Origin of the sequence: Agrobacterium sp. ST15.16.055, from assembly GCF_027956555.1 — a bacterium.
Classification (GTDB): Bacteria; Pseudomonadota; Alphaproteobacteria; order Rhizobiales; family Rhizobiaceae; genus Agrobacterium; species Agrobacterium salinitolerans.
The window spans coordinates 35504-54641 of the sequence record NZ_JAQKGN010000019.1 but is presented as its reverse complement, the minus strand read 5'-3'; the positions used below and the strand labels follow the sequence as shown (position 1 = coordinate 54641).

The window sequence follows — 19138 nt, the reverse complement described above, 5'->3', positions numbered from 1 at the left end:
CGCAGCGGTTCCTGCGCTGACATTTCCCTCACCCCCTCATTCCTGTTGCTTGTCACGGCAATCTAGCTGACGCGCGTCTGCGCGGCGAGAGAGTCTTTTTCAGCCCAAGGACTTGGGCTGGCTGGACTCCTGTGACGAGCACAGGGATGAGGGAGCGGGGAACAGACACTCCTTATCGGAGAATGGCACGCGTTACTCTCAATGGCGCTACTCAATTGCGCAGCGATATCTCCAAAAGCTCGGTATCGGCAAGCGGCTCCACCCAGGCCTCATAGGTGCCGACGGGCGAAAAACCCATCATCTGGTAAAGCTGCAATGCGCGCGGATGGTCGAGCGTATTCGTGGTCACCGTCACCCGCTGCGGATTGTCCTGCCAGGCGGCGTAAAGCGCTTGCAGAAGGAACCATTTGCCGACGCCCGCGCCGATCGCCTCTTCCAGTAGACCGAAATAGGAAAGCTCGGTCACCTCGTCGCTCGCCCTGTTCAGTTCGAAGAAACCGGCGGGCGCACCGTTCATATAAAGAACCGTAACGCTGTTTTTCGGATCGCGCAGAATGGCGGAAAGCTCGGCGTCGCTCATGCGCATGCGTTTTTGCCAGTGCCAGCGTTTCCCCACCCGCCAGTAGAGATAGCGGTAGAAGTGCAGGGGGATATTGTTGACCCGCATCAGCGCCGTCTGGATGTTCACGGGGATCGGCAGGCTGACCTTCGGCGGCGTCGTCATTTCGAGCTGCGTCACATGCGCCTTCAGCGGTCCGTGCGACAATGTGGGGATTGCATCCGCCGGACCGGTCACCACCGGCGTATCCTGCAATCCGCCCCATTCCGACCATGAGCCGTCATAAAGCGAATTATCCTTATGGCCGAGCGATTCCAGGGCTAGGGTGATGACAGCGGCGGTGACGCCCGAGCCGCAGCTCGTCACCACCGGCTTGGAAAGATCGATACCGGCATCGGTGACCATCTTGCGGATGGCGGTCAAATCCTTGAAGTGGCCGTTTTCGGAAAAGGCCGTTGCGGGCAGGCTGCGCGCGCCGGGCATGTGGCCGGAGCGCATGCCAGCACGCGGCTCGGCCTCGTCGCCGGTAAAGCGTCCGGCGCCGCGAGCGTCGGCAATCTGTTTTTCACCGCTTTCGACGATGCCGCGCATGGCGCCCAGCGACGTCACTCGCTTTTCGTTGAAGTCAGGCGTAAAGGTCGCCGGCTCGATTTCCGGCGTGCCGGTTTCGAGCGGCCGCCCTTCGCGTTTCCAGCCGTCGAGGCCGCCATCCAGCACATAGGCTTTGCGCACGCCCATCACCCGCAACATCCACCACACACGCGGCGCGGAAAAGAAGCCGGGACCGTCATAAACCACGATCGTATCGGTGTCGCTGAGCCCGAGCGAACCGGCCTGTTCCGCAAAGAATTCCGGCGAGGGCAGGGAGTGCGGCAGGCCGGTGGTGTGATCGGCGATCTTGTCCTGATCGAAAAAGACCGCACCGGGCAGATGGCCGGCTGCGAATTCTTCCACACCGTTGCGTTTGTGCGCCGGCAGATACCATGAGGCATCAACGAGACGAAACCCGGTCGTGCCGAGCTGCTTTTCCACCCAGTCCGACGAAACGACGAAACGGCTCTTATCCGTGCTCACGATGTCTCTCCTGATTTCAGGCAGCAGCTTCAGGCGCGCCGAAACGAATGCGGAACCGCCTGTTCTCCTTGCCCTTCTTTTCTATCTTGGCAATGTGAATATCGCCCACTTCCTGCGTTTCGGAAACATGGGTGCCGCCGCAGGGCTGGCTGTCGATACTGGAATTTTCGCCGATGCAGACGAGGCTGACCCGGCCAAGACCCATTGGCGGGCGCACATTCTTGGATTTGACGATGCCCGGATTGGCGGCAAGCTCCTCGTCGGTGATCCATTGCAGGAAGACGGGGTGGTTGGCTTTCACCAGCTCCATCAGCTTTGCGGTCACCTCGTCCTTGTCGATGGTTTCCGACATGTCGAAATCGACACGCGATTCATCCTCGCCGACCGCCGCACCGGTGATCGGCCATTGGCAGACGACGGAGAGCAGGTGGCAGGCGGTGTGCATGCGCATCAGCTTGTAACGACGCGGCCAGTCCACATGCAGCGTCAGTTTTTCGCCGACCTTGGGTGAAGGTTGGCCTTCGAGCGGCACATGGACGATCACGCTCTTGTCGGCACCGTTTCTGGTGATGCCGAGTTCGATGCGCGACCCATCGGCCCGCTCGAGAAAGCCGCTATCGCCCGGCTGGCCGCCGGAGGTGGCGTAAAAGCAGGTCTGGTCTAGCTCTATGCCGCCATCCTCATGCACCGCCGTGACGATCGCTTCTGCGGTGGAAAGATAAAAATCGTCACGGAACAGGGCATTCACAGGCATTTCGGCATTTCCTTAAACGGTTTCGTAGGGAACCGGAATCTCGCTCTTGGTCGCCAGCCACTGCGGCACGGGAAGCCCCTTTGAGCGCAGGAAATCCGGATTGAAGAGCTTCGACTGATAACGATTGCCGTAGTCGCAAAGTATCGTCACGATTGTATGCCCCGGACCGAGCTCGCGGGCAAGGCGGATTGCACCGGCAATGTTGATGCCCGAAGAACCGCCGAGGCAAAGGCCTTCTTTCGTGACCAGATCAAAGAGAATGGGCAAGGCTTCCGCGTCTGCAATTCGATAGGAAAAGTCCGGGGCGAAACCTTCCAGATTGGCGGTGATGCGGCCCTGGCCGATCCCTTCCGTGATGGAAGAACCTTCGGATTTCAGGACGCCGTGCTTGTAGAATTCGTAGAGGGCGGCACCTTCAGGATCGGCAAGACCGATCTTGATGTCGGGATTGAAATCGCGCAGGCCATCGGCCACGCCCGCAAGCGTCCCGCCGGAACCGACTGCGCAGATGAAGCCATCCACCTTGCCGTCTGTCTGGTCCCAGATTTCCGGGGCCGTCGTCTCAATATGCGCCTGGCGGTTGGCGATATTATCGAACTGGTTGGCCCAGATCGCGCCGTTCTCATCCGTTGCGGCAAGCTGTTTTGCCAGCCGGCCTGAAACCTTCACGTAATTGTTCGGGTTGGAATAGGGTGCTGCCGGAACCTCGACCAGCTTGGCGCCGAGAAGTTTCAGCGCATCTTTCTTTTCCTGGCTCTGCGTCTCGGGAATGACGATGACGGTCTTGTAGCCAAGCGCATTGGCGACCAGCGACAGGCCGATGCCGGTATTGCCGGCCGTCCCTTCCACGATGGTGCCGCCTGGGCGCAACTGTCCGCGCCGTTCGGCGTCGCGGATGATGTAGAGCGCGGCGCGATCCTTCACCGACTGGCCGGGATTGAGGAATTCCGCCTTGCCGAGGATTTCACACCCCGTTGCTTCAGAGGCAGCTTTCAGGCGGATGAGCGGCGTGTTGCCGATAGCACTGAGCGCAGAGGGATGAATGGTCATGATCGAGCCTTCTTGTCTGAGCGGAAATTAGGTGCCGTTATGTCCCGTTACAACCGCTTCAAGACAAGAAATTATCTTCCCGGCTTTGGCTTAGCCACGCAAAATTTTGCCGATACCCAGTTTTATGTGGCCTTCTTCACTGCGGCGTAGGCGGCGAGCGCTCTTTCGCGCGCCTTTGCGTGGTCGACGATCGGCAGCGGATAGATCTTGCCGAGTTCGATGCCCGCCTTTTTCAGCACATCCTTCGGCGCTTCGAACGGCTTGTGGATGTATTTCCGCTCGAGCTTTTCAAGCTCAGGCACGAAGCGGCGTACATAATCCCCGTCGCCGTCGAATTTCTCTCCCTGCAATATGGGGTTGAAGATGCGGAAGAACGGCGAGGCATCCGCCCCCGAGCCCGCCACCCATTGCCAGTTGGCGGCATTGGACGCCGGGTCGGCATCGACAAGCGTATCGCGAAACCATTTCTCGCCCTTGCGCCAGTCGATCAGCAGATGTTTGATGAGGAAGGATGCCACGATCATGCGCACCCGGTTGTGCATGATGCCGTGTTGCCACAATTGTCGCATGCCGGCATCGACAATCGGGTAACCCGTCATGCCGCGCGTCCAGGCCGTGAAGGACGTCTCATCATCCCGCCAGGGAAAGGCGTCGAAACTGTCGTTCCAGTTCTTTTCGTCCAGTTCCGGGAAATGGAACAGCAGGTGGTAGCAGAATTCCCGCCAGACGATTTCCTTGCGGAAACGGCTGATATCATTGGAGGCAATATGCCGCGAAAGCCCTTTCGTGGCGTGCCAGACGGCCGCCGGCGATATCTCGCCCGCGGCAAGATGCGGTGAAAGCAGCGACGTCGCGGGTTTTGCTGGAAAATCCCGGCCTTCTTCATAACCTTTCAGGGCACCATCGATGAAATCATCGAGTTTTTCCTGCGCACCGTTTTCACCGGGGGTCCAGATGTCACTGAAATCCTTTGCCCAGTCCGGCGTGGTGGGCAGCAGCTTCCAGTCGGCGAGTTTTTCGGACTTCGGCCAGACCTTGGGCGCCTTCAGGCTCTTTGGCGCATCCGCTGGCGCGTGTGGCTCTTCGCCGCCCTCCAGCGCCCGCCAGAAGGGCGTATAGACCCGGTAAGGCCCGCCGGATTTCGTCTGCAGCCGTGATGGCTCGTGCAGGAGATGCCCGGAAAAGCTGCGGACGGTCAGCCCGTCGTCGCGTAGCTTCTGTTTGAGCGCCTTGTCCGTGGCCATGCCGGCCGGATCATATCGGCGGTTCCAGAATATCGCGTCGGCGCCGGTTTCGGATATTAGCGCGCGCAACGTCTTTTCGGCCTCGCCGCTTAAAAGCAGAAGACGGCTGCCGGTTTTTTCCAGTGCGGCGGAAAGCGAGGCGACCGAATGATGAAGCCACCATTCCTGTGCGCCGCCCAGCGGGCCACATGATTCTTCCCTGATATAGACGGGGATGACCGGCCCCCCGTGCTCCACGGCGGCAAGCAAGGCGAGATTGTCCGAAAGGCGCAAGTCCTTGCGGAACCAGACGATTGCGGGGGAGACTGTTGTTGACATGAAGGGTCCCGGTTCACTTCCGCTTGAACGAGTGTTGAACCGCTTTGTTCCGCAAATCGGCTACAATGAAAAGATGGGGGCGCACGGTTTCTAGGGGGTTATTTTTTCGCCCTTGAAACCGCTGATAAAGGGAACCAACTGGAGGAGCCGGCGTTTGTCGCGGGTTAATAGAGCATGGAAGTGCAATCAATGTTGCTGAATGACGTTAAGTGGGAAAAGCCCGTTACCATCTCTCTTGAAAACGGCGCTCCCCGGATTTTCAACGGCGTTTACGACGCTTTCGATTTTCTCCAGCATGAATGGCCCAAACGGGGCGACAAGGTACATGAACAGGCGCTGCGCCTGTGCCGCGCCTCGCTGATGGGCGACGTAGCGGGAGAAATCGCCCGCACGGCCTTCGTCGCCGCCAGTCGGCAGGCGCAGTGCCTGGTGGAAGAGCCGGACAAAATCGCATCCTGAACGGATTTTCGGAACTGACGTGTAAAAGGCCACCCGCCAAAAACGGGTGGCCTTGTGTGTTGAGAGGGTGGGAACGGGGTTGTTTCGAATGTGGGATATGGCATCGTGCATACGAAAAGGCGAATGAGTGACGGCGATGAGCAACCACCACGGTTATATTGTTTTTCCCACGGCCCTCGGCCATTGCGGCCTGGCATGGGCGGGGCATGGTATCGCGCGTCTGCAATTGCCCGGCCCTGATGCCGGCGAGACAGAAAAGCTTCTCCTGAAGCGCCTGCCGTCCGCCTCTCTCGCTGTTCCGGAAACACGCACGCGTGAGGTGGTTGCAATGATCACCCGTTATTTTGGCGGCGAGGAAATCGATTTTACCACAGTCGAACTCGATCTCGCCGGGCAGGATCGTTTTTTCCTCGATGTTTACGCCGTTGCGCGGCAGATCGGCTGGGGCAACACGACGACCTATGGCGGCATCGTAAAGACGCTTGGTCTTGGTATGGAAAAGGCCCGCGATGTCGGTCAGGCCATGGCGAAAAATCCGGTGCCGCTGATCATTCCCTGTCACCGGGTGCTTGCCGCCGGCGGCAGGCTTGGCGGCTTCTCTGCGCCGGGTGGAACCACCACCAAATTGCGTATGCTGGATCTCGAAAATGCCGGCCGCAGCCGGGCCGATGAGGCGCAAGGCAGCCTGTTTTGAAGCAATGACAGATGAGCGCGCATGAATAGGCGTCTGATTTCTGCCCATTTCTCGTCAAATTGTCGCTAAATTGTCACAATACACGGGCGCCCTCTAACATAAGGGCGAAACGTTTGAAAGTATCCGCGTTAATTCTATCGGTTGCCTTGTCTTTTACAGTCGTTGCATCGGCCTCCGCCGGCATGCTGAACCAGGCAGAAAAATACACCGGGCTGCATGAGTCCAAAAATAACAAGAGCCTCAAGAACATTCTTGGCGCAAATCCACGTAGTACCCCTTGGTGCGGCCTTTTCCTGCATGCCGTCGCCAGCAAGGTCGGGCGGAAATCTCCAAAATCCTATGGGTTTGCGAAGTCCTGGAGATCCTTCGGCTATGCCGTGCCTGTCAGTCAGGCCAAGCCGGGCGATGTCGTTGTCATTCGCAACGGCCGTGGTTACCATGCCGGAATATTGAAAAGCATGAGCGGCAAGACGGCCAAGATTCTCGGCGGTAACCAGTCCGGCCGGGTGCAGGTGTCGAACTTCAATCGCAAGGCCATCGTTTCGGTCCGCCGATAAATCTCCTTGCATTTTTTGATAAAGGCGGGCTTTGACCCGCCTTTTCCTTTTTCAGGTCTAAGGCTGCTCTCTTGTGCCTGGTGCCGCGTCTCGCTGATCGTCGTCTTCCAGGTCGGTCGCCACGATAAAGGCGTCCTCATGCTGCCGCGCCGCCTGCCTGCGCGCGCGAAGGCTGATCGATTCATCCGGATAGATTTCACTGTCTTTAGACTTCAGATCGCTGTCGGTTTCAAAATCCGCCACGTCCTTTTGTCGAATATCGAGAGGTTCGGGACTTTTATGCCTGGCGCCGGTCATCGGAATTCTCCTGTTGTTATCGTGGAGCAAACGATCGGCCGCCGGGGCGGTTCCTTCGATGATCGCGAAATCCGCATCTACGGCTTTCGAAGGCGGAACAAATTCTAGCTTTTTCGGGTTTTCCATGGGCAGAATAAAGCCGGTGCCACGAAAAGAGGGAGGCCGTTATGGACCATGATCACGAAGCCGAAATCCGGGAAAGAGCCCGCGCAATATGGGAGAAAGAGGGAAGGCCGGAGGGTCATCACGAACGGCACTGGATGGAAGCGGAGCAGGAAGTCTCCAACAATGCCGGCAAGGCGAAATCTGCCAGCAAAAGCGGCGCAAAAAAATCCCCCACCGCTAAAACGCCGGCAAAGAAAACGAAGTCACCGGCTGTAAAGTCGCTTCAGAAAGAGCAGACGGCATCTCAGATGGACAAGGACGATGATTTGACCGAAAGCCTTGAAGAAAGTTTCCCTGCGAGCGATCCGCCAGCGCTTACCACGACAACCCGGGCAACCAAACGCGCACCGAAAAAAGCCTGAAGCCTTCAGGTATAAAACGCGATGCGTCTATCCGGCCGGGCGGAAAGCCATTTTAAGCTCTACATTATATGTTTTGAGAGAAAATGGCTCCCCGGGCCGGATAAATTTGAGCAACTTTAACGACCATAACGAAAACTATCCGTCAAGAAAGTACTTATCTTTCAGATGGATGCTTGACCATTTTGCCCATAGCGCTGAATATTAGCGCACACCCCAATAGCGGGGAAATTGTGGGGAAAGAAAATGGGGAGCCATACTAAGAACGTTCTAACCGTCAAAACGATCGCGGCGAGCAAGTCAACGAAGCTGCGCGACGGAGGAGGTTTGTATCTAGTCTCGAAAGGTACAGGCCGCTATTGGATTTTCAATTACACCTTCGCCGGCCTGCGCCGCGAGATGGGTCTTGGGCCGCTCCACACCGTCGGCCTGGCTGATGCAAGGGACAAGGCTGAGGCGGCGCGCCGGATGGTTCGCTCTGGTATCGATCCGCTCGCAGCCAAGCGCGAAGCCGAGGAAGTTTCACTGAAAGCAGTGACGTTCGGGGCATACGCCGACGCTTTTATCGATGCTGCGGTTAAGGCCGGTCGTTGGCGAGGCGCCAAGACAGAAGCCAGGTGGCGAAACCTTCTCACAAAACATGCGAGCCCGATACGGCCCAAGACGCTCGCGGCTATCCGCGTGCGGGACGTCGTCCAGGTGCTAGAGCCAATATGGGGCGATAAGCAAGAAACCGCTGAGAAGCTTCGTGAAGCAATTGAGCGTGTTCTCGATGCGGCGAAGGTTGAGGGTCACCGATCTGGCGACAATCCGGCAGCCTGGAAAGGCACGCTTGAGCACGTGCTACATAAACCCAACGAGCTTTCTAATCGCAATCATCATGCATCCCTGACTCATGCCGACGCGTCTGCATTCATGAAGAAGCTGGCTGAAGTGAGGGGTGTCGGCGCTCGAGCATTGGAGTTCACGATACTTACGGCAGCGCGATCTGGGGAGACGCGCGGTGCGGTCTGGGATGAGTTCGACCTTGATGCGAAGATATGGACTGTGCCGGCCGTGCGAATGAAGGGAGGCAAGTTGCATCGCGTGCCACTTTCGGAAAAAGCCGTTACGCTTCTGAAGGCGATGAAAGCTCAAGCTGTGAACGATCTCGTATTTCCTGGCGTGCGAGACAAGCGGCCTCTCTCAGACATGACGCTGGCTAAAGCACTAAAAGCCGCGGGGGCAGGGGCTTACACAGTACATGGCTTCCGAAGCACATTCCGCGATTGGGCAACCGAGGTCGCTCACGCGCCTAGGGAAATTGCAGAAGCTGCCCTTGCCCATGCTGTAGGAGATGTTGTGGAAAGGTCGTATGCGCGATCGGACGCCCTTGAGCGACGGCGCGCATTAATGGGGCAGTGGGCAGATTATCTTTACAAATCTTCGGCTACCGCTTCCCCTACGAACCCGACCGTAATCTGACTGAATTCCACCGTCCGACGGAGATCTGTGGAACCAGAAGCTGCGGGGCCGAACTCAAACGTGTTGGATCTGCCTTCCTTCACAAGAGTTATGGTCGCCCGAGGTTCCGGGCCAAACATTTTCACGCGGAGAGACATGTGCCCCGGAGCATCCTCGTGCGAACTGAATGCCGCTCGTTCTTTTGGGACTGATTCCAACATGTTGGCTAGCGCTTCCCCAAACGTGGATCCCAACGCATCAGCAGATATGTGCACTGTTTCCGCGACGCGACTAGGCGGAAGGCCACGGTAAGCTGTCACTATGCTGACTGCATCTTTGGGGTTGGCATCCCATGCGGTAGCAATGATCATGTTGGCAGCGTCCTGGTATGTCATCGAAGTGCTTCCGCGACCTCGCAACGCCCTGGTGCGATACCCTGCTTCCGCGAGGTATCGGTCGATAACTGTCACCGTCTCGATCGACGCCCCTATAGTGTCAGCCACCAATTCAATCAACTGTTTCTGCGATACCATCCAAGCTCTCCTTTGCGCCGTTTTTGCATATTTCATTAATGCGCGCAATACGGTATTGACTTTTATGTCAATAATGCGCATATTACATTAATAGAATGTTTTTGACCGAGAAGGGGGAACCATGAAGCACCAAAATGATAATGCACCAGCGCTCATTTCATTGAATGATGCGTGCAAAATGACATCCATGTCGCGGACAATGCTCAATCGCTATCGCTCTGAGGGGCGATTCCCCGTTGCGGTGGAATTGGGAGAACGCCGCGTGGCTTTCGTTCGCAGTGAAGTCACCGCGTGGGTACAAGCTAAGATCGACGCACGGGCGAGGGCGGCAGCATGAGCGACCAGTCAGCAAAGCTCGCCGCGTTCCTGTCCAAGGTGGGCCCCGATGCGGATCTCGCAGCCATGAAAACCGAGATCGCTGCGCTGTTCCCAGGCATCACGAAGGAGGAGTGGATGCGCGGATTTGCCATCCACGATGAATGCGTCATTCTTGATGCGGCAGAAACTTCAGGCCACGCCATCTCATTGAGTAACGAGATGGCAGCTATCGGTTGGCCGATCTAACGGCCGCCTAAACCAACCCCAAAATCATCATCAACTGCAACGTCCGGCGCTGCCGGCGAGAGGAGAACTATGATCTACGACATCGCCTCCATACCGACGCGGTATAACCATGTTCAGTTTCGATCGCGCCTTGAAGCTCGATGGGCCGCATTCTTCGACATTGTGGGGTGGAAATGGGATTACGAACCCCTAGACCTTCGTGGATGGACGCCGGATTTTCTAATCAGGGGGAAGGTTCCAGCGCTTGTCGAGGTTAAGCCCGTGCATTTCGCTGGTTTCGAACGGGTGGCAATGAACCAGGCGAAGGTGGCGGCAGAGAAGGCATTCAAGACGGCAAAATCGTTCCGTACCACCCCGGGCCATCAACCGTTTGAAATAATGGTGCTTGGCGCGGGACCTTTTATTAGTGAGAGCGCGTGGGCGCTGGGTGTGCTGGCTCTGGAACGGCAGCTGTCCGGCGTTGATATTGCCGACCTGCACAGTGGCTACGGACCTCGTGTCTTTGATTACGCAGCAAGATCGGGAAGCTTCCAATATCGCGTTGGCGGGCAGCACGATGGTGACCACCACATCAAACGGGTTGGCGATGATCGTCCTGTCGATCTTTGGAAGGAGGCAGGAAATAAGGTCCAATGGCATGCTCACCGATTGCGGGAGGTGGCTGCGTGACCGGCCTGTCGATCCAGTCCATCGAACCGGTCGAAAGGCCGGCTTCGTTTCCAGGCGCTGCCCGGACAATTGCGAAATTCACGGTCGAGCTCGACGGCGTCAGATTGTTCGGCTTGTTGCTGCGTGAATCGCCCGACGGATCACGCAGAATCGTCGCTCCAAACATCGCCGGTCGCCACTCAGTGACTTTCCGCCGCGATATCGCAGAGCAAATCACAGTAGCCGCATCGAACGCGCTTGGGGGCCGAATTGCCGAAACTGCCGAAAATCCAAATCGCTGATACTACGCCTTCATTCGATGAGGTCGCAGTTCGCGAGCACGTCATGATGCTCCATCAACTGGCGTCCGGTCTATCTGGAAAGTTTGTCGTCTCCACGTTCTTCGCGAATCCCACCGGGGAAGACAAGGCTGGTGGCGTCATCAGTCACCACGTAGTCGGTGACGTCGAAGGAACGATAGACGCTGTGATGGCGCACGCTGAAACGCCTAACGCGAATACCTACATTTGCCCGAATCTAATGAGGCCGACACTTGAGCGAGGCAAGAAGGGGGGCGAGAGCGACGTTATTGCAGTCCTGGCACTCGTAGCTGACCTGGATGATGACACGGGCCGTTCCGGCACAATGCCGACCGACCCGAACTACGTCGTAGAAAGCTCTCCCGGTAACTATCAATGTTTTGTGCTTCTCGATTCGCCGTTATCTGTTGCTGACGCAAAGCCTCTGGCTCGGTCGCTAAAGGTCGCCGCGAATGCAGATCACTGTACCGTCGACATGGCCCATGTTTGGCGCGTGCCAGGGACTTTGAACTGGCCGAACGCTAAGAAACTTGCCCGCGGGCGCCCCTCAAATCCAGCCCCTGTGGCTATCGCAGAGCTATGGGACGGCGAGGTAACAAAAGTCGAAGGCCTTCGCATCGCGCTTCAAGCGTGGTCGACGACGGAAACTTCATCATCGACTGTAACCATAGGCGAGCTGCCGAAGGCGTCCGATGTTGAAGTGAGTGAGACGTCTGCGGAAATGCTGGCCGCTGATGACGTCGGCGATCGTTCGGCACACGCCGCCAAGGTGGTAGAGCAATTGGCATTTGACGGCCTGGCGGCTGAGCAAGCGTGCGCGGCATTCCTGGCAGCTACCGGTGATTGGTTCGCCCGCTACGAAGGAAAAGACGCAGCGGCGGATTTTGCCCGACTTTGGGGAAAATTCGGTGCTCACCATGCAGAGGAGCGTAGGGCGGGAGCCGCGGCGGTTGCGGGTTTGGTGGCCAAGCGGACGGGAAAAGACCTCGTTGCCGCGAACGACAACGTGCCGAACGGCCCGACTTTTAGCATATTTGATTGGACCGTCGACCGCTTCAAAGGCGAGCCGCCGCAAGTTGAGTATCTCGTCGATGGTGTTATGCCTACAGGTGTGCCCGGAATGGTGTCGGCCATGGGCGACACCGGCAAATCCTACGCGATGCTGGAGCTACATCGGCGCGTCTCTTTTGGGTCGAGCATCTACGACAGTCCAATATTCGGCGGCAAGGTATTGGCGCGCGGCACATCGGTCATGATCACATCCGAGGATGACGCTGGAGAAGTTCATCGGCGCATCGCCGCTTTAGACCATAAGGAACACAGGTTTACGGAACTCGGTCGGAAGATGATCGTCGTGCCGCTTCCATCCGCCGGCGGCGCGCAGGCGTTTTGGAAGGATGACAAAAAGAAGGGGCTGCAAGAGACGGACAACTATCGGAGGATCTGCGATCAACTATTGGAAATCGATGATCTCCGGCTGGTGACATTTGATCCTTTGGCCAGCTTCGCGCATCTCCCACTCAACGAGGATCCTGCCGCAGGGCAGTTCGTTTGCTCGTCCATGTCCCGGCTTGCTACGGAGACGGGCGCAACGGTTTTGGTCGCGCACCACATGCGTAAAACGCAAAAACCTATCGAAACGCTGGGAGATGCGCGCGACAGCATTCGCGGCAGCACGGCCTTGGTTGACGGCCTTCGCCTGGCATACGCTATGTGGCCAGCGGAGGAGGTGAGGGCGCGGAAGGTCTGTAAAACAGTCGGCGTCGACTTCATGCCTGGAAAGGTCGTGTTGGGCGGCGTTGTGAAAGCAAACGGCGCCGCTCGGCGCGTCATCTCAACATATGTGCGAAATGACCATGGGCTGCTCGTCGACAAGACGGCGATGCTTGGCTCGGCGACGCCGCCCACCGGTGACCTAATCGGTGCCCTTGTCGTGACGATCGAAGCGGCAGCAAATGCCGGCGCGCCATTCACAAAGACAGGCGGAAGTGGCGTCTTCGAGATGCGTGAACGACTTCCAGACGAGTTGAAGGCTCTGTCGAAATCACGGCTTCACGGCCTAGTTGACGACGCCCTCGGCAAGGGCATGCTTGTCAGGGCGGCAGCGAAGGGCGAGAAGATCGCAAAGTGGCTTGATGTGCCGGGCGGATATTTCGCGACTGGGCTGGGTTCGTTCACAACCGGGGCAGTGCGGATTTGAAAGGAGAGGGTGGTCGAGAGGCCGCCCTTTCTCCTATGCTGGTCGGACGCCAGCGGCGATCTGTTTCGCCTTCACTGCCGCAATTTTTGCCGGGCGAACGAACAGTCGGTCTAGAAGATCAAGGGTAAGATCCTCGAGCGCCTCGGCCTCGTCCTTCGTGTATGGGTCAACTTCGTGCGTCGCATCGTTTCCGTCGAGGGCGGCGACGTCGGCTAATTCGACAATGTCTTTTTCGAGGATACCCATCTCGCCCAATGCTTTGATGCGAGGACGGAGAGCTTGCGCAGGCTGTTTTTTGGCCAATCGTTCGTCGTGCGTGTAGATATGCTTCGAGGCGACATCAAGCGTCTTCCGATACATTGCACCCGCGGCTTCGTACCACGTCATCTGGCGACATTCATTAGCCTCTCGAAAAAGACTGGCGATGCGCTCGGGAATGTATTCGCTCAGCTCCAGCGCCGTAGTTGCAATCCTAACTGCTGACTTTCCTACGCACAGATCCGGCAACTCGCCGCCATAAGCACTCGGTTTGTTTCCTGTGCCACTCATGTCAGCTTTGTAGACCGAAATGAGAGAGCAGACAGAGCACCTAGCCGAAACTTCCCAGAGATCACTTTTCGCATCGTGGCTCTCACCAACCTGGAAGTGCTGCGATCCTCTAACACCACATCTTACACAAGTCCTAACGAAAAAACCCATTATTGCGATCCTAAATTTTACGGTTGCGTGCAGTATTGAATCTGTCGCGCAAACTAGAAGTCGATATCGTCGGGGATCGGGTTCACCGGCGAGTAAACCCCGGATTCAGTCAATCGCTTTGCTATCAGGATATCGTCCCAGTTGAAGCAATCCTGATAGATCGGCGGATTGTCTACGTCATACCAATTCGAGTGCTTCTTCAATTTCAGCTCTCTGTCTATGATGTAGGGGTCGTCCTGAAATTCACACCCCGAAAAATCGCAACGTTCAAATCGATGCTTATCCACGGTCACCATGAATTCGTCGACAGTTCTGACCTTACAGAACTTGAATAAGCACGTGTCAAAAAGTCCCTTATTATGAGGAACTTCGATACCATGAACTCCAGCATCCTGAACCGAGAAGCGATCTTTCTCGATGATCGCTAAAGCGGACCGAGTAATTATCCCCCCAACGTAGAACTGATGGAGGAAGCCGCTGACGCCGACCCAGCGAAATTGTTTGGTAGGGGACGAAAATTTCGTGCGAATTGAACTCTTCATTCCCGACGCTGATGCTCTTTCAATCACTGCTCTTGCGAAGGAGATCACCGCATTCGAAGAATAATGCCGTGCTGCCTCCTCAGTCATTTCATTGTGGATGGAGCTATAGAAGTTGGCGGCCACATCGAGCGCCTGCGGCGAAAACCGTCTTTTGGGCTCGTTTATTACCACCTCAAGGCTCGCGAGGCCCGCTAATTGGTCATGTGGTTTGGAGTGGTCTCCAAGAAGCTTAGCGCCCTCTTGCAGCAACTTTGCGTAATTCGCATCGTCATTGGCATCATTCTGCGCCTTTTGCTGGTCGGCTTGCCTGGCGCTGACCAGTCCTCGCCATGCTATTGTAGAAAAAGTCACAAGTGCGAGATAGACGGTTGCGAACGGGACCACGATGTCAATTCGTTGTTTTGCTACCGCGAGATCATTCGGCGTTAATACCCAGGTGGCCACGAAAACGAACAGCACCAATCCGACAACGACAGAAGCAACAGCCAGTGAAAACCAGTTGTTCTCCGAGACGGTCGACCATTCGTTACTCTTCTCGTCTGGCGGCATAGCGGTTCCGGTTGATTCACACGTAATCTTGCTAGCGATGATAGCAAACGCGTTCGGAAGATGTAGCCGGATCGCCTCCGCCCTCCACAACAAAAACCCGTTCCCGGAAATTTCAGAAATGCCCGTTCCCATGGAAACGGGAACGGTAAGCTATTGATATCATTGAAAAACACGTTCCCATTCCTGGCGTTTCCAGCGCTTCCGGAAATGGCGTAACTATATGAATTCATTGACGTTCCCGCGTTCCCGGTCTCTACCCCTCCTACGGAGGGGAGGCGTCTGGGAACGCCATCCCCCGTAGAAGGATTAGAAACGAGCGCGACCTCGGTTCACTTGTCCTTTGCTTTTTCTCGATTGAGATACCAACCGAGCAGCACGGGTACGAGCGCCAAGACAAAGGGGTGAGCGAAAAATGCACTGATAGCTTCGGAGAATTCAGAATAGGACATTGCTGCCACCGCCTCTTGGGAAAGGTGTGAAGACCGATGTTGCTCAAGGCAGGTCTCCTGGCTCACGGATCACAGCATCAATTCCGGCCTTCCCAAAGCTTGCACTCTAGTGACCCAAATCGGAATTGCGCTCACCGCTTACAGTTGCGGGGGCAGCTTCGGCACTGCGCTAAGGCGCTCACCGAATTCCCGTCTTAGCTCCCGATCCTTGCGAATCGGAAGAACCTCGAACAGGTGATAGGAAAGGTGCGTCGCATCGATTGTCAATCATCGTGTCTCTTCAGCCGTAGCAACGTGCACCGGGCAAAAGGGCAGTAGTGGTACAACCCGGAACCGACATCACCCCATCCGCATTTTCGCAGATGAGGAGAACGCAGATGCCAGACAATGAAACGCAGCCATACACCGTCGAGCAACTGCAACAGGAATACTCGGTCAGTCTGCCAAAGGCTGTCGAGGTGATGGAACAGTTCCGAGGTGACCGGTCAAAAATAGACAAGTTCATGAAGCGGTGTCCGCACCGCGACGAGAACGAGCGCCAATGACAGAGGTCTGCGCTTAGCCGGTTTTTTGCGGCTCCGGTCTTGAACCCGGATTTGCTCCCACCAATATTTTTCGTGCTTCTTGTTCTGTTTGGATTGGAGGTAAGAAATGAACAGTCAAGACGTTTTGTTTCGAGCACCAGTTCGCGTCCGGTTACAGTGCGGACTCGAGAGAACATTCTTCAGCGTATATGATGCACTGGATTTTTTGGAAGCAGAGTGGCCGCTCCGACGCGGAGATCGTTACAAGAGGGCAGTTAACCGATGCAGGGCGGCTCTGGAATGGGCGGTGCCCTCCGAGGTCGCTCGTGAGGCTTTCATTTCGGCATGTCTTGAAGCCGGCATGCCGATGGTGTCAGCAAGTCCGGCGCCAATGCGCGAACACAGCCTTCACGCCACTGGATAGCAACACAGCCCCGCGGAAAGCGGGGCTTTTTTTTACGCCCAAAAATATTTCGCAAATCGACTGGCCGTTTTCGGCGCGTCCTCGGAAAGTATGTGTGTGGTTCACGTCGTGGCGCCTTTTTCTGTAGGCGTGGATCACAGAACCCGCCCCAAAACACTATATATATTTGCGCTGTGTGGAGCGCATCCTAATCATCGGAGGCTTCATGATCAGAACTCGCATCCAGAACATAGGTGGCCCATTTCCAGGCGCCGGATCGGCGCCGACGATGGTTCGCGACAAATGGCTGCCAAAGGACGGCCGTGCGGCTTTCGAGCGGCTGAACGACGAAGCCGCGATGCGCGGCACTGTTATTGATGCTGGCAGCCTCGTTGCCGCGAACGACAACTGTTTCGGGTTCGCGCCGGGCGGGTACGCGTGCAAGTGCATCGTATGCGATCGGGCATTCACTGGGGACAAGCGGGCATGGTGCTGTCAGCCGTGCAGCGTATCAAGCGGGGAGAACGCAGCGTGAAGGCAAAAGACTTTTCGAAACTTGCCGACCTTATCGCCGGCTATACCGCACCGGCTGCCAAGGCCGAGAATAAGGTTCGCCGTGCGGCCAACGACAACAAGCCCGTGCCCGACGTGCTGGCCTGGCCTGCATTGGAGAGGTTGGCGCATCGAGGCGATCTAGTTCGCGTGAAGGGGCTGCAGCGGTGGCGTGACCTAAGACATCCAGAAGACATTGTGACCCCCGATGAGGATGAGCAGTACGAGCCAGAAGTCACCATTGAGACCAGACCTTCTGAATCAGAGTTGATGGCTGCTGTTGTCCGCTTCCCCTAAAGTTTCCCAGCTGGCCTTTGACATGCAAGGCCAGCCAACTTGCCCCTGAGCGCCCTACGGCGACGGGGTCTTTTATCACCACAGGCCAGCGGGGCTTTCCGCTACCAACGGTTCCGAGCACCTAGTCATGCGCTCGCCTGCTGGCCGTTCATTGACTCTCGCTGCGCAAAATGAGAACGTAACGAGAACAAACGCGCATAAGCGCACAACCTGAGGAGAATGAAATATGAGAGACTTGAGTCCTGAGAAAAAACAAACGGTCGCGTTTGCGTTGATGGCCTTGTTTCATCGCGACCAAAATGACGAATTCAAAAGGGAAGAAGAAAAAATCAGCACTGATCGGATCGCTTCGATCGCCCACGATCTAGGTATTCCAGCAAAGATACTCGCAGGGGCGTACTTTGTCGAAGGATGCGCCAGCCCCAGTGACGGCTCGGATGTGGTCGACTTGTTTGACAAGGCTGTACTTGATGCCTGCGGCGACGAATATGCGATGGAGTTCGTGTCAGAGGTCTCTGGCTTCATCCAGCGCGTCCGTGAGTCCATTGGTCGGAAATAGCCGACATCGTATCCACGCCACCACAGCGCCAAGAAGGCCCGCCAGAATCACCAACTGGCGTGTCATCAAGGCGCAGACGGACCTGAACTAGAGGCTAACCCCTTCAAATAAGCCGAAGCGGGCTGCAGCCATTCAGCGCCCGGCACCTTAGACAAAGCTGGCACTATAAATGTGGCAGCCGCGCCGATAAGTAGCCATGCAGTACCACTTACCGCTCTTTTCCGAACCACTGTCCCAACGTCTTTCGCGAAATGCAAGGCGGACCTGATGACCACGGACATGGCGTTCTCAATTGTTCTAGCCAGAGACAGGAGGTCACGTTTATCAGTTTTTCCATCCTCCGCCCAACTAGCAACCGTTTCAAGCGCTTGGACGACGGCAGGGGATACGGATGGACTTTCGCGAAAGCTGACAATGAGTTCGCGGGTGCCGACGAGCATCCCATCAACAGTCTCACTGGTAAATGCAGACGAAGCTGCGTTTTCGCAGAAAACTCTCCAGTCCTCGAATTGGGACAACGTATTGAAAACCATCTCTACGTGACCCAACAAGAGGCCTGCTAATGATCCTGACAGTTCTCCTATGTCAGCGTTCACCATTCTTCCGCACAATTGGGCTTGCTGGCCGACTTGAACGACATTGCTATGCGATTCCAAAGTTTTTTGGAGGACTGCAAAGGCGTGCCGAAGCCTTGGAGATACGTTCGTTCCTTCAAGATCAGTATTTATGTGTTCGCCATGCTCGGCGGCAGATTGAAGCGCTGCCAGAGCTATATCGCGATCTCGTTCGCTTGACTGAAAAGGCTGGTCGATGACGACTAAAAGGTCGTTGTTGTAAGCAAATTGGAAAGCCGCGGTTTTTTGCCCTGGTGTCGATTCAAGCAGGTCGTCAGGTGTGACTTGATTGAGGCCAATCTTCAAGCCTGATGTAAGCCGTGAAAGGTAGGCGCTGTCTTCAAAGATTTCCGCCATTACTCGATACAAAGGGTCCGACGTCAGCAGAGTCGTTTTAGTACGAGCTGCGGCGTCGCCCAATTGGTCGATTTGAAAATCTAGCGCCTGTACCTCCGCGAAGCTTAACGCATCAGGTTTTGAAGATAGCCTACGGATATTCGATCTTAAGTGAGAAAAGCGCGTGAGCATACCACGAGCTGAATCTGGATTAGATGATGCTGACAGCACTCTACCCTCGGAACGACGCAGTCGCTCATCCAAATCGCGTAGGATATTCTGGAGTTTGTCCGTTTTCATTCAACCATCGCGCTCACGACACGTGAGCCACTATAGGCTAACGGAACAACACAAGTCACAACTCGTTTAATAACGC

The 19138-nt window shown here is 56.3% G+C and carries 22 protein-coding genes and 1 riboswitch; of the genes, 14 read left to right on the top strand and 8 right to left on the bottom strand.

Annotated elements, in window-relative coordinates:
- Positions 1–211 precede the first annotated feature (211 nt).
- The 4 genes from sseA to PL599_RS20800 all read right to left on the bottom strand — a co-directional run bounded on the left by sseA (position 212) and on the right by PL599_RS20800 (position 4999).
- On the bottom strand, positions 212–1633 hold the full coding sequence (gene sseA, locus PL599_RS20815; protein WP_269824233.1) for a 3-mercaptopyruvate sulfurtransferase: 1422 nt from the start codon (positions 1631–1633) through the stop codon (positions 212–214).
- 16 nt (positions 1634–1649) lie between these two features.
- A complete protein-coding gene (locus PL599_RS20810; protein WP_269824234.1) occupies positions 1650–2387 on the bottom strand; it encodes an alanyl-tRNA editing protein in 738 nt (245 codons plus the stop codon).
- 12 nt (positions 2388–2399) lie between these two features.
- Positions 2400–3437, bottom strand: a complete 1038-nt coding sequence (locus PL599_RS20805) for a cysteine synthase A (protein WP_191217783.1) — start codon at positions 3435–3437, stop codon at positions 2400–2402.
- Between the two features lie 122 nt (positions 3438–3559).
- Positions 3560–4999, bottom strand: coding sequence for a cryptochrome/photolyase family protein (locus PL599_RS20800; protein WP_269824235.1), 1440 nt, complete (start codon positions 4997–4999; stop codon positions 3560–3562).
- 189 nt (positions 5000–5188) lie between these two features.
- Here PL599_RS20800 and PL599_RS20795 point away from each other — a divergent pair, with 189 nt between their 5' ends.
- The 3 genes from PL599_RS20795 (at position 5189) to PL599_RS20785 (ending at position 6709) form a co-directional block, all read left to right on the top strand.
- Entirely contained in the window at positions 5189–5458 is a 270-nt protein-coding gene (locus tag PL599_RS20795) for a DUF982 domain-containing protein (RefSeq protein WP_162520436.1), read from the top strand.
- 136 nt (positions 5459–5594) lie between these two features.
- On the top strand, positions 5595–6152 hold the full coding sequence (locus PL599_RS20790) for a methylated-DNA--[protein]-cysteine S-methyltransferase (RefSeq protein ID WP_269824236.1): 558 nt from the start codon (positions 5595–5597) through the stop codon (positions 6150–6152).
- A 113-nt stretch (positions 6153–6265) separates the two neighbouring features.
- A complete protein-coding gene (locus PL599_RS20785; RefSeq protein ID WP_077982484.1) occupies positions 6266–6709 on the top strand; it encodes a TIGR02594 family protein in 444 nt (147 codons plus the stop codon).
- 57 nt (positions 6710–6766) lie between these two features.
- On the opposite strand, the gene PL599_RS20780 is transcribed toward PL599_RS20785, so the two are convergent.
- A complete protein-coding gene (locus PL599_RS20780) occupies positions 6767–7006 on the bottom strand; it encodes a hypothetical protein (RefSeq protein ID WP_077982958.1) in 240 nt (79 codons plus the stop codon).
- Positions 7007–7173: 167 nt separating this feature from the next.
- On the opposite strand from PL599_RS20780, the gene PL599_RS20775 reads away from it, so the two are divergent.
- From PL599_RS20775 to PL599_RS20745, 7 genes are all read left to right on the top strand, one after another.
- The gene (locus PL599_RS20775) at positions 7174–7533 is read left to right on the top strand and encodes a DUF2934 domain-containing protein (protein ID WP_269824237.1); all 360 of its coding nucleotides are present in this window, start codon (positions 7174–7176) and stop codon (positions 7531–7533) included.
- A gap of 243 nt (positions 7534–7776) precedes the next feature.
- The gene (locus PL599_RS20770; protein ID WP_269824238.1) at positions 7777–8994 is read left to right on the top strand and encodes a tyrosine-type recombinase/integrase; all 1218 of its coding nucleotides are present in this window, start codon (positions 7777–7779) and stop codon (positions 8992–8994) included.
- A 633-nt stretch (positions 8995–9627) separates the two neighbouring features.
- Positions 9628–9843 carry a helix-turn-helix transcriptional regulator gene (locus PL599_RS20765; protein ID WP_269824239.1) on the top strand — a complete coding sequence of 72 codons (216 nt, stop codon included), beginning with the start codon at positions 9628–9630 and terminating at the stop codon, positions 9841–9843.
- Positions 9840–10070 (top strand): hypothetical protein, encoded by a 231-nt coding sequence (locus PL599_RS20760; RefSeq protein ID WP_271359859.1) that lies wholly within the window; start codon positions 9840–9842, stop codon positions 10068–10070. Before PL599_RS20765 ends, PL599_RS20760 begins: the two co-directional genes overlap by 4 nt.
- A gap of 69 nt (positions 10071–10139) precedes the next feature.
- Complete coding sequence (locus tag PL599_RS20755) at positions 10140–10739, top strand: hypothetical protein (RefSeq protein ID WP_271359858.1); 600 nt, start codon at positions 10140–10142, stop codon at positions 10737–10739.
- On the top strand, positions 10736–11020 hold the full coding sequence (locus PL599_RS20750) for a hypothetical protein (protein WP_271359857.1): 285 nt from the start codon (positions 10736–10738) through the stop codon (positions 11018–11020). The genes PL599_RS20755 and PL599_RS20750 overlap by 4 nt, the downstream gene beginning before the upstream one ends.
- Positions 10989–13238: an AAA family ATPase gene (locus tag PL599_RS20745; RefSeq protein WP_271359856.1), complete on the top strand. Its 2250-nt coding sequence runs from the start codon at positions 10989–10991 to the stop codon at positions 13236–13238. Before PL599_RS20750 ends, PL599_RS20745 begins: the two co-directional genes overlap by 32 nt.
- Positions 13239–13271: 33 nt before the next feature.
- On the opposite strand, the gene PL599_RS20740 is transcribed toward PL599_RS20745, so the two are convergent.
- Both PL599_RS20740 and PL599_RS20735 read right to left on the bottom strand, forming a co-directional pair.
- The gene (locus PL599_RS20740; protein ID WP_271359855.1) at positions 13272–13787 is read right to left on the bottom strand and encodes a DUF4145 domain-containing protein; all 516 of its coding nucleotides are present in this window, start codon (positions 13785–13787) and stop codon (positions 13272–13274) included.
- A gap of 203 nt (positions 13788–13990) precedes the next feature.
- Positions 13991–15028 carry a hypothetical protein gene (locus PL599_RS20735; RefSeq protein ID WP_271359854.1) on the bottom strand — a complete coding sequence of 346 codons (1038 nt, stop codon included), beginning with the start codon at positions 15026–15028 and terminating at the stop codon, positions 13991–13993.
- Positions 15029–15507: 479 nt separating this feature from the next.
- Positions 15508–15721, bottom strand: a riboswitch (cobalamin riboswitch).
- A gap of 133 nt (positions 15722–15854) precedes the next feature.
- Here PL599_RS20735 and PL599_RS20730 point away from each other — a divergent pair.
- The 4 genes from PL599_RS20730 (at position 15855) to PL599_RS20715 (ending at position 17812) form a co-directional block, all read left to right on the top strand.
- A complete protein-coding gene (locus tag PL599_RS20730) occupies positions 15855–16022 on the top strand; it encodes a hypothetical protein (RefSeq protein ID WP_271359853.1) in 168 nt (55 codons plus the stop codon).
- A gap of 106 nt (positions 16023–16128) precedes the next feature.
- Positions 16129–16425, top strand: coding sequence for a DUF982 domain-containing protein (locus PL599_RS20725; RefSeq protein ID WP_271359852.1), 297 nt, complete (start codon positions 16129–16131; stop codon positions 16423–16425).
- A gap of 465 nt (positions 16426–16890) precedes the next feature.
- The gene (locus PL599_RS20720; protein ID WP_271359851.1) at positions 16891–17253 is read left to right on the top strand and encodes a hypothetical protein; all 363 of its coding nucleotides are present in this window, start codon (positions 16891–16893) and stop codon (positions 17251–17253) included.
- 226 nt (positions 17254–17479) lie between these two features.
- Positions 17480–17812 carry a hypothetical protein gene (locus PL599_RS20715; protein WP_269824267.1) on the top strand — a complete coding sequence of 111 codons (333 nt, stop codon included), beginning with the start codon at positions 17480–17482 and terminating at the stop codon, positions 17810–17812.
- Between the two features lie 65 nt (positions 17813–17877).
- Here the strand turns inward: PL599_RS20715 and PL599_RS20710 are convergent, their stop codons facing one another.
- Positions 17878–19062 carry a hypothetical protein gene (locus tag PL599_RS20710; RefSeq protein WP_269824268.1) on the bottom strand — a complete coding sequence of 395 codons (1185 nt, stop codon included), beginning with the start codon at positions 19060–19062 and terminating at the stop codon, positions 17878–17880.
- Positions 19063–19138: the final 76 nt, after the last annotated feature.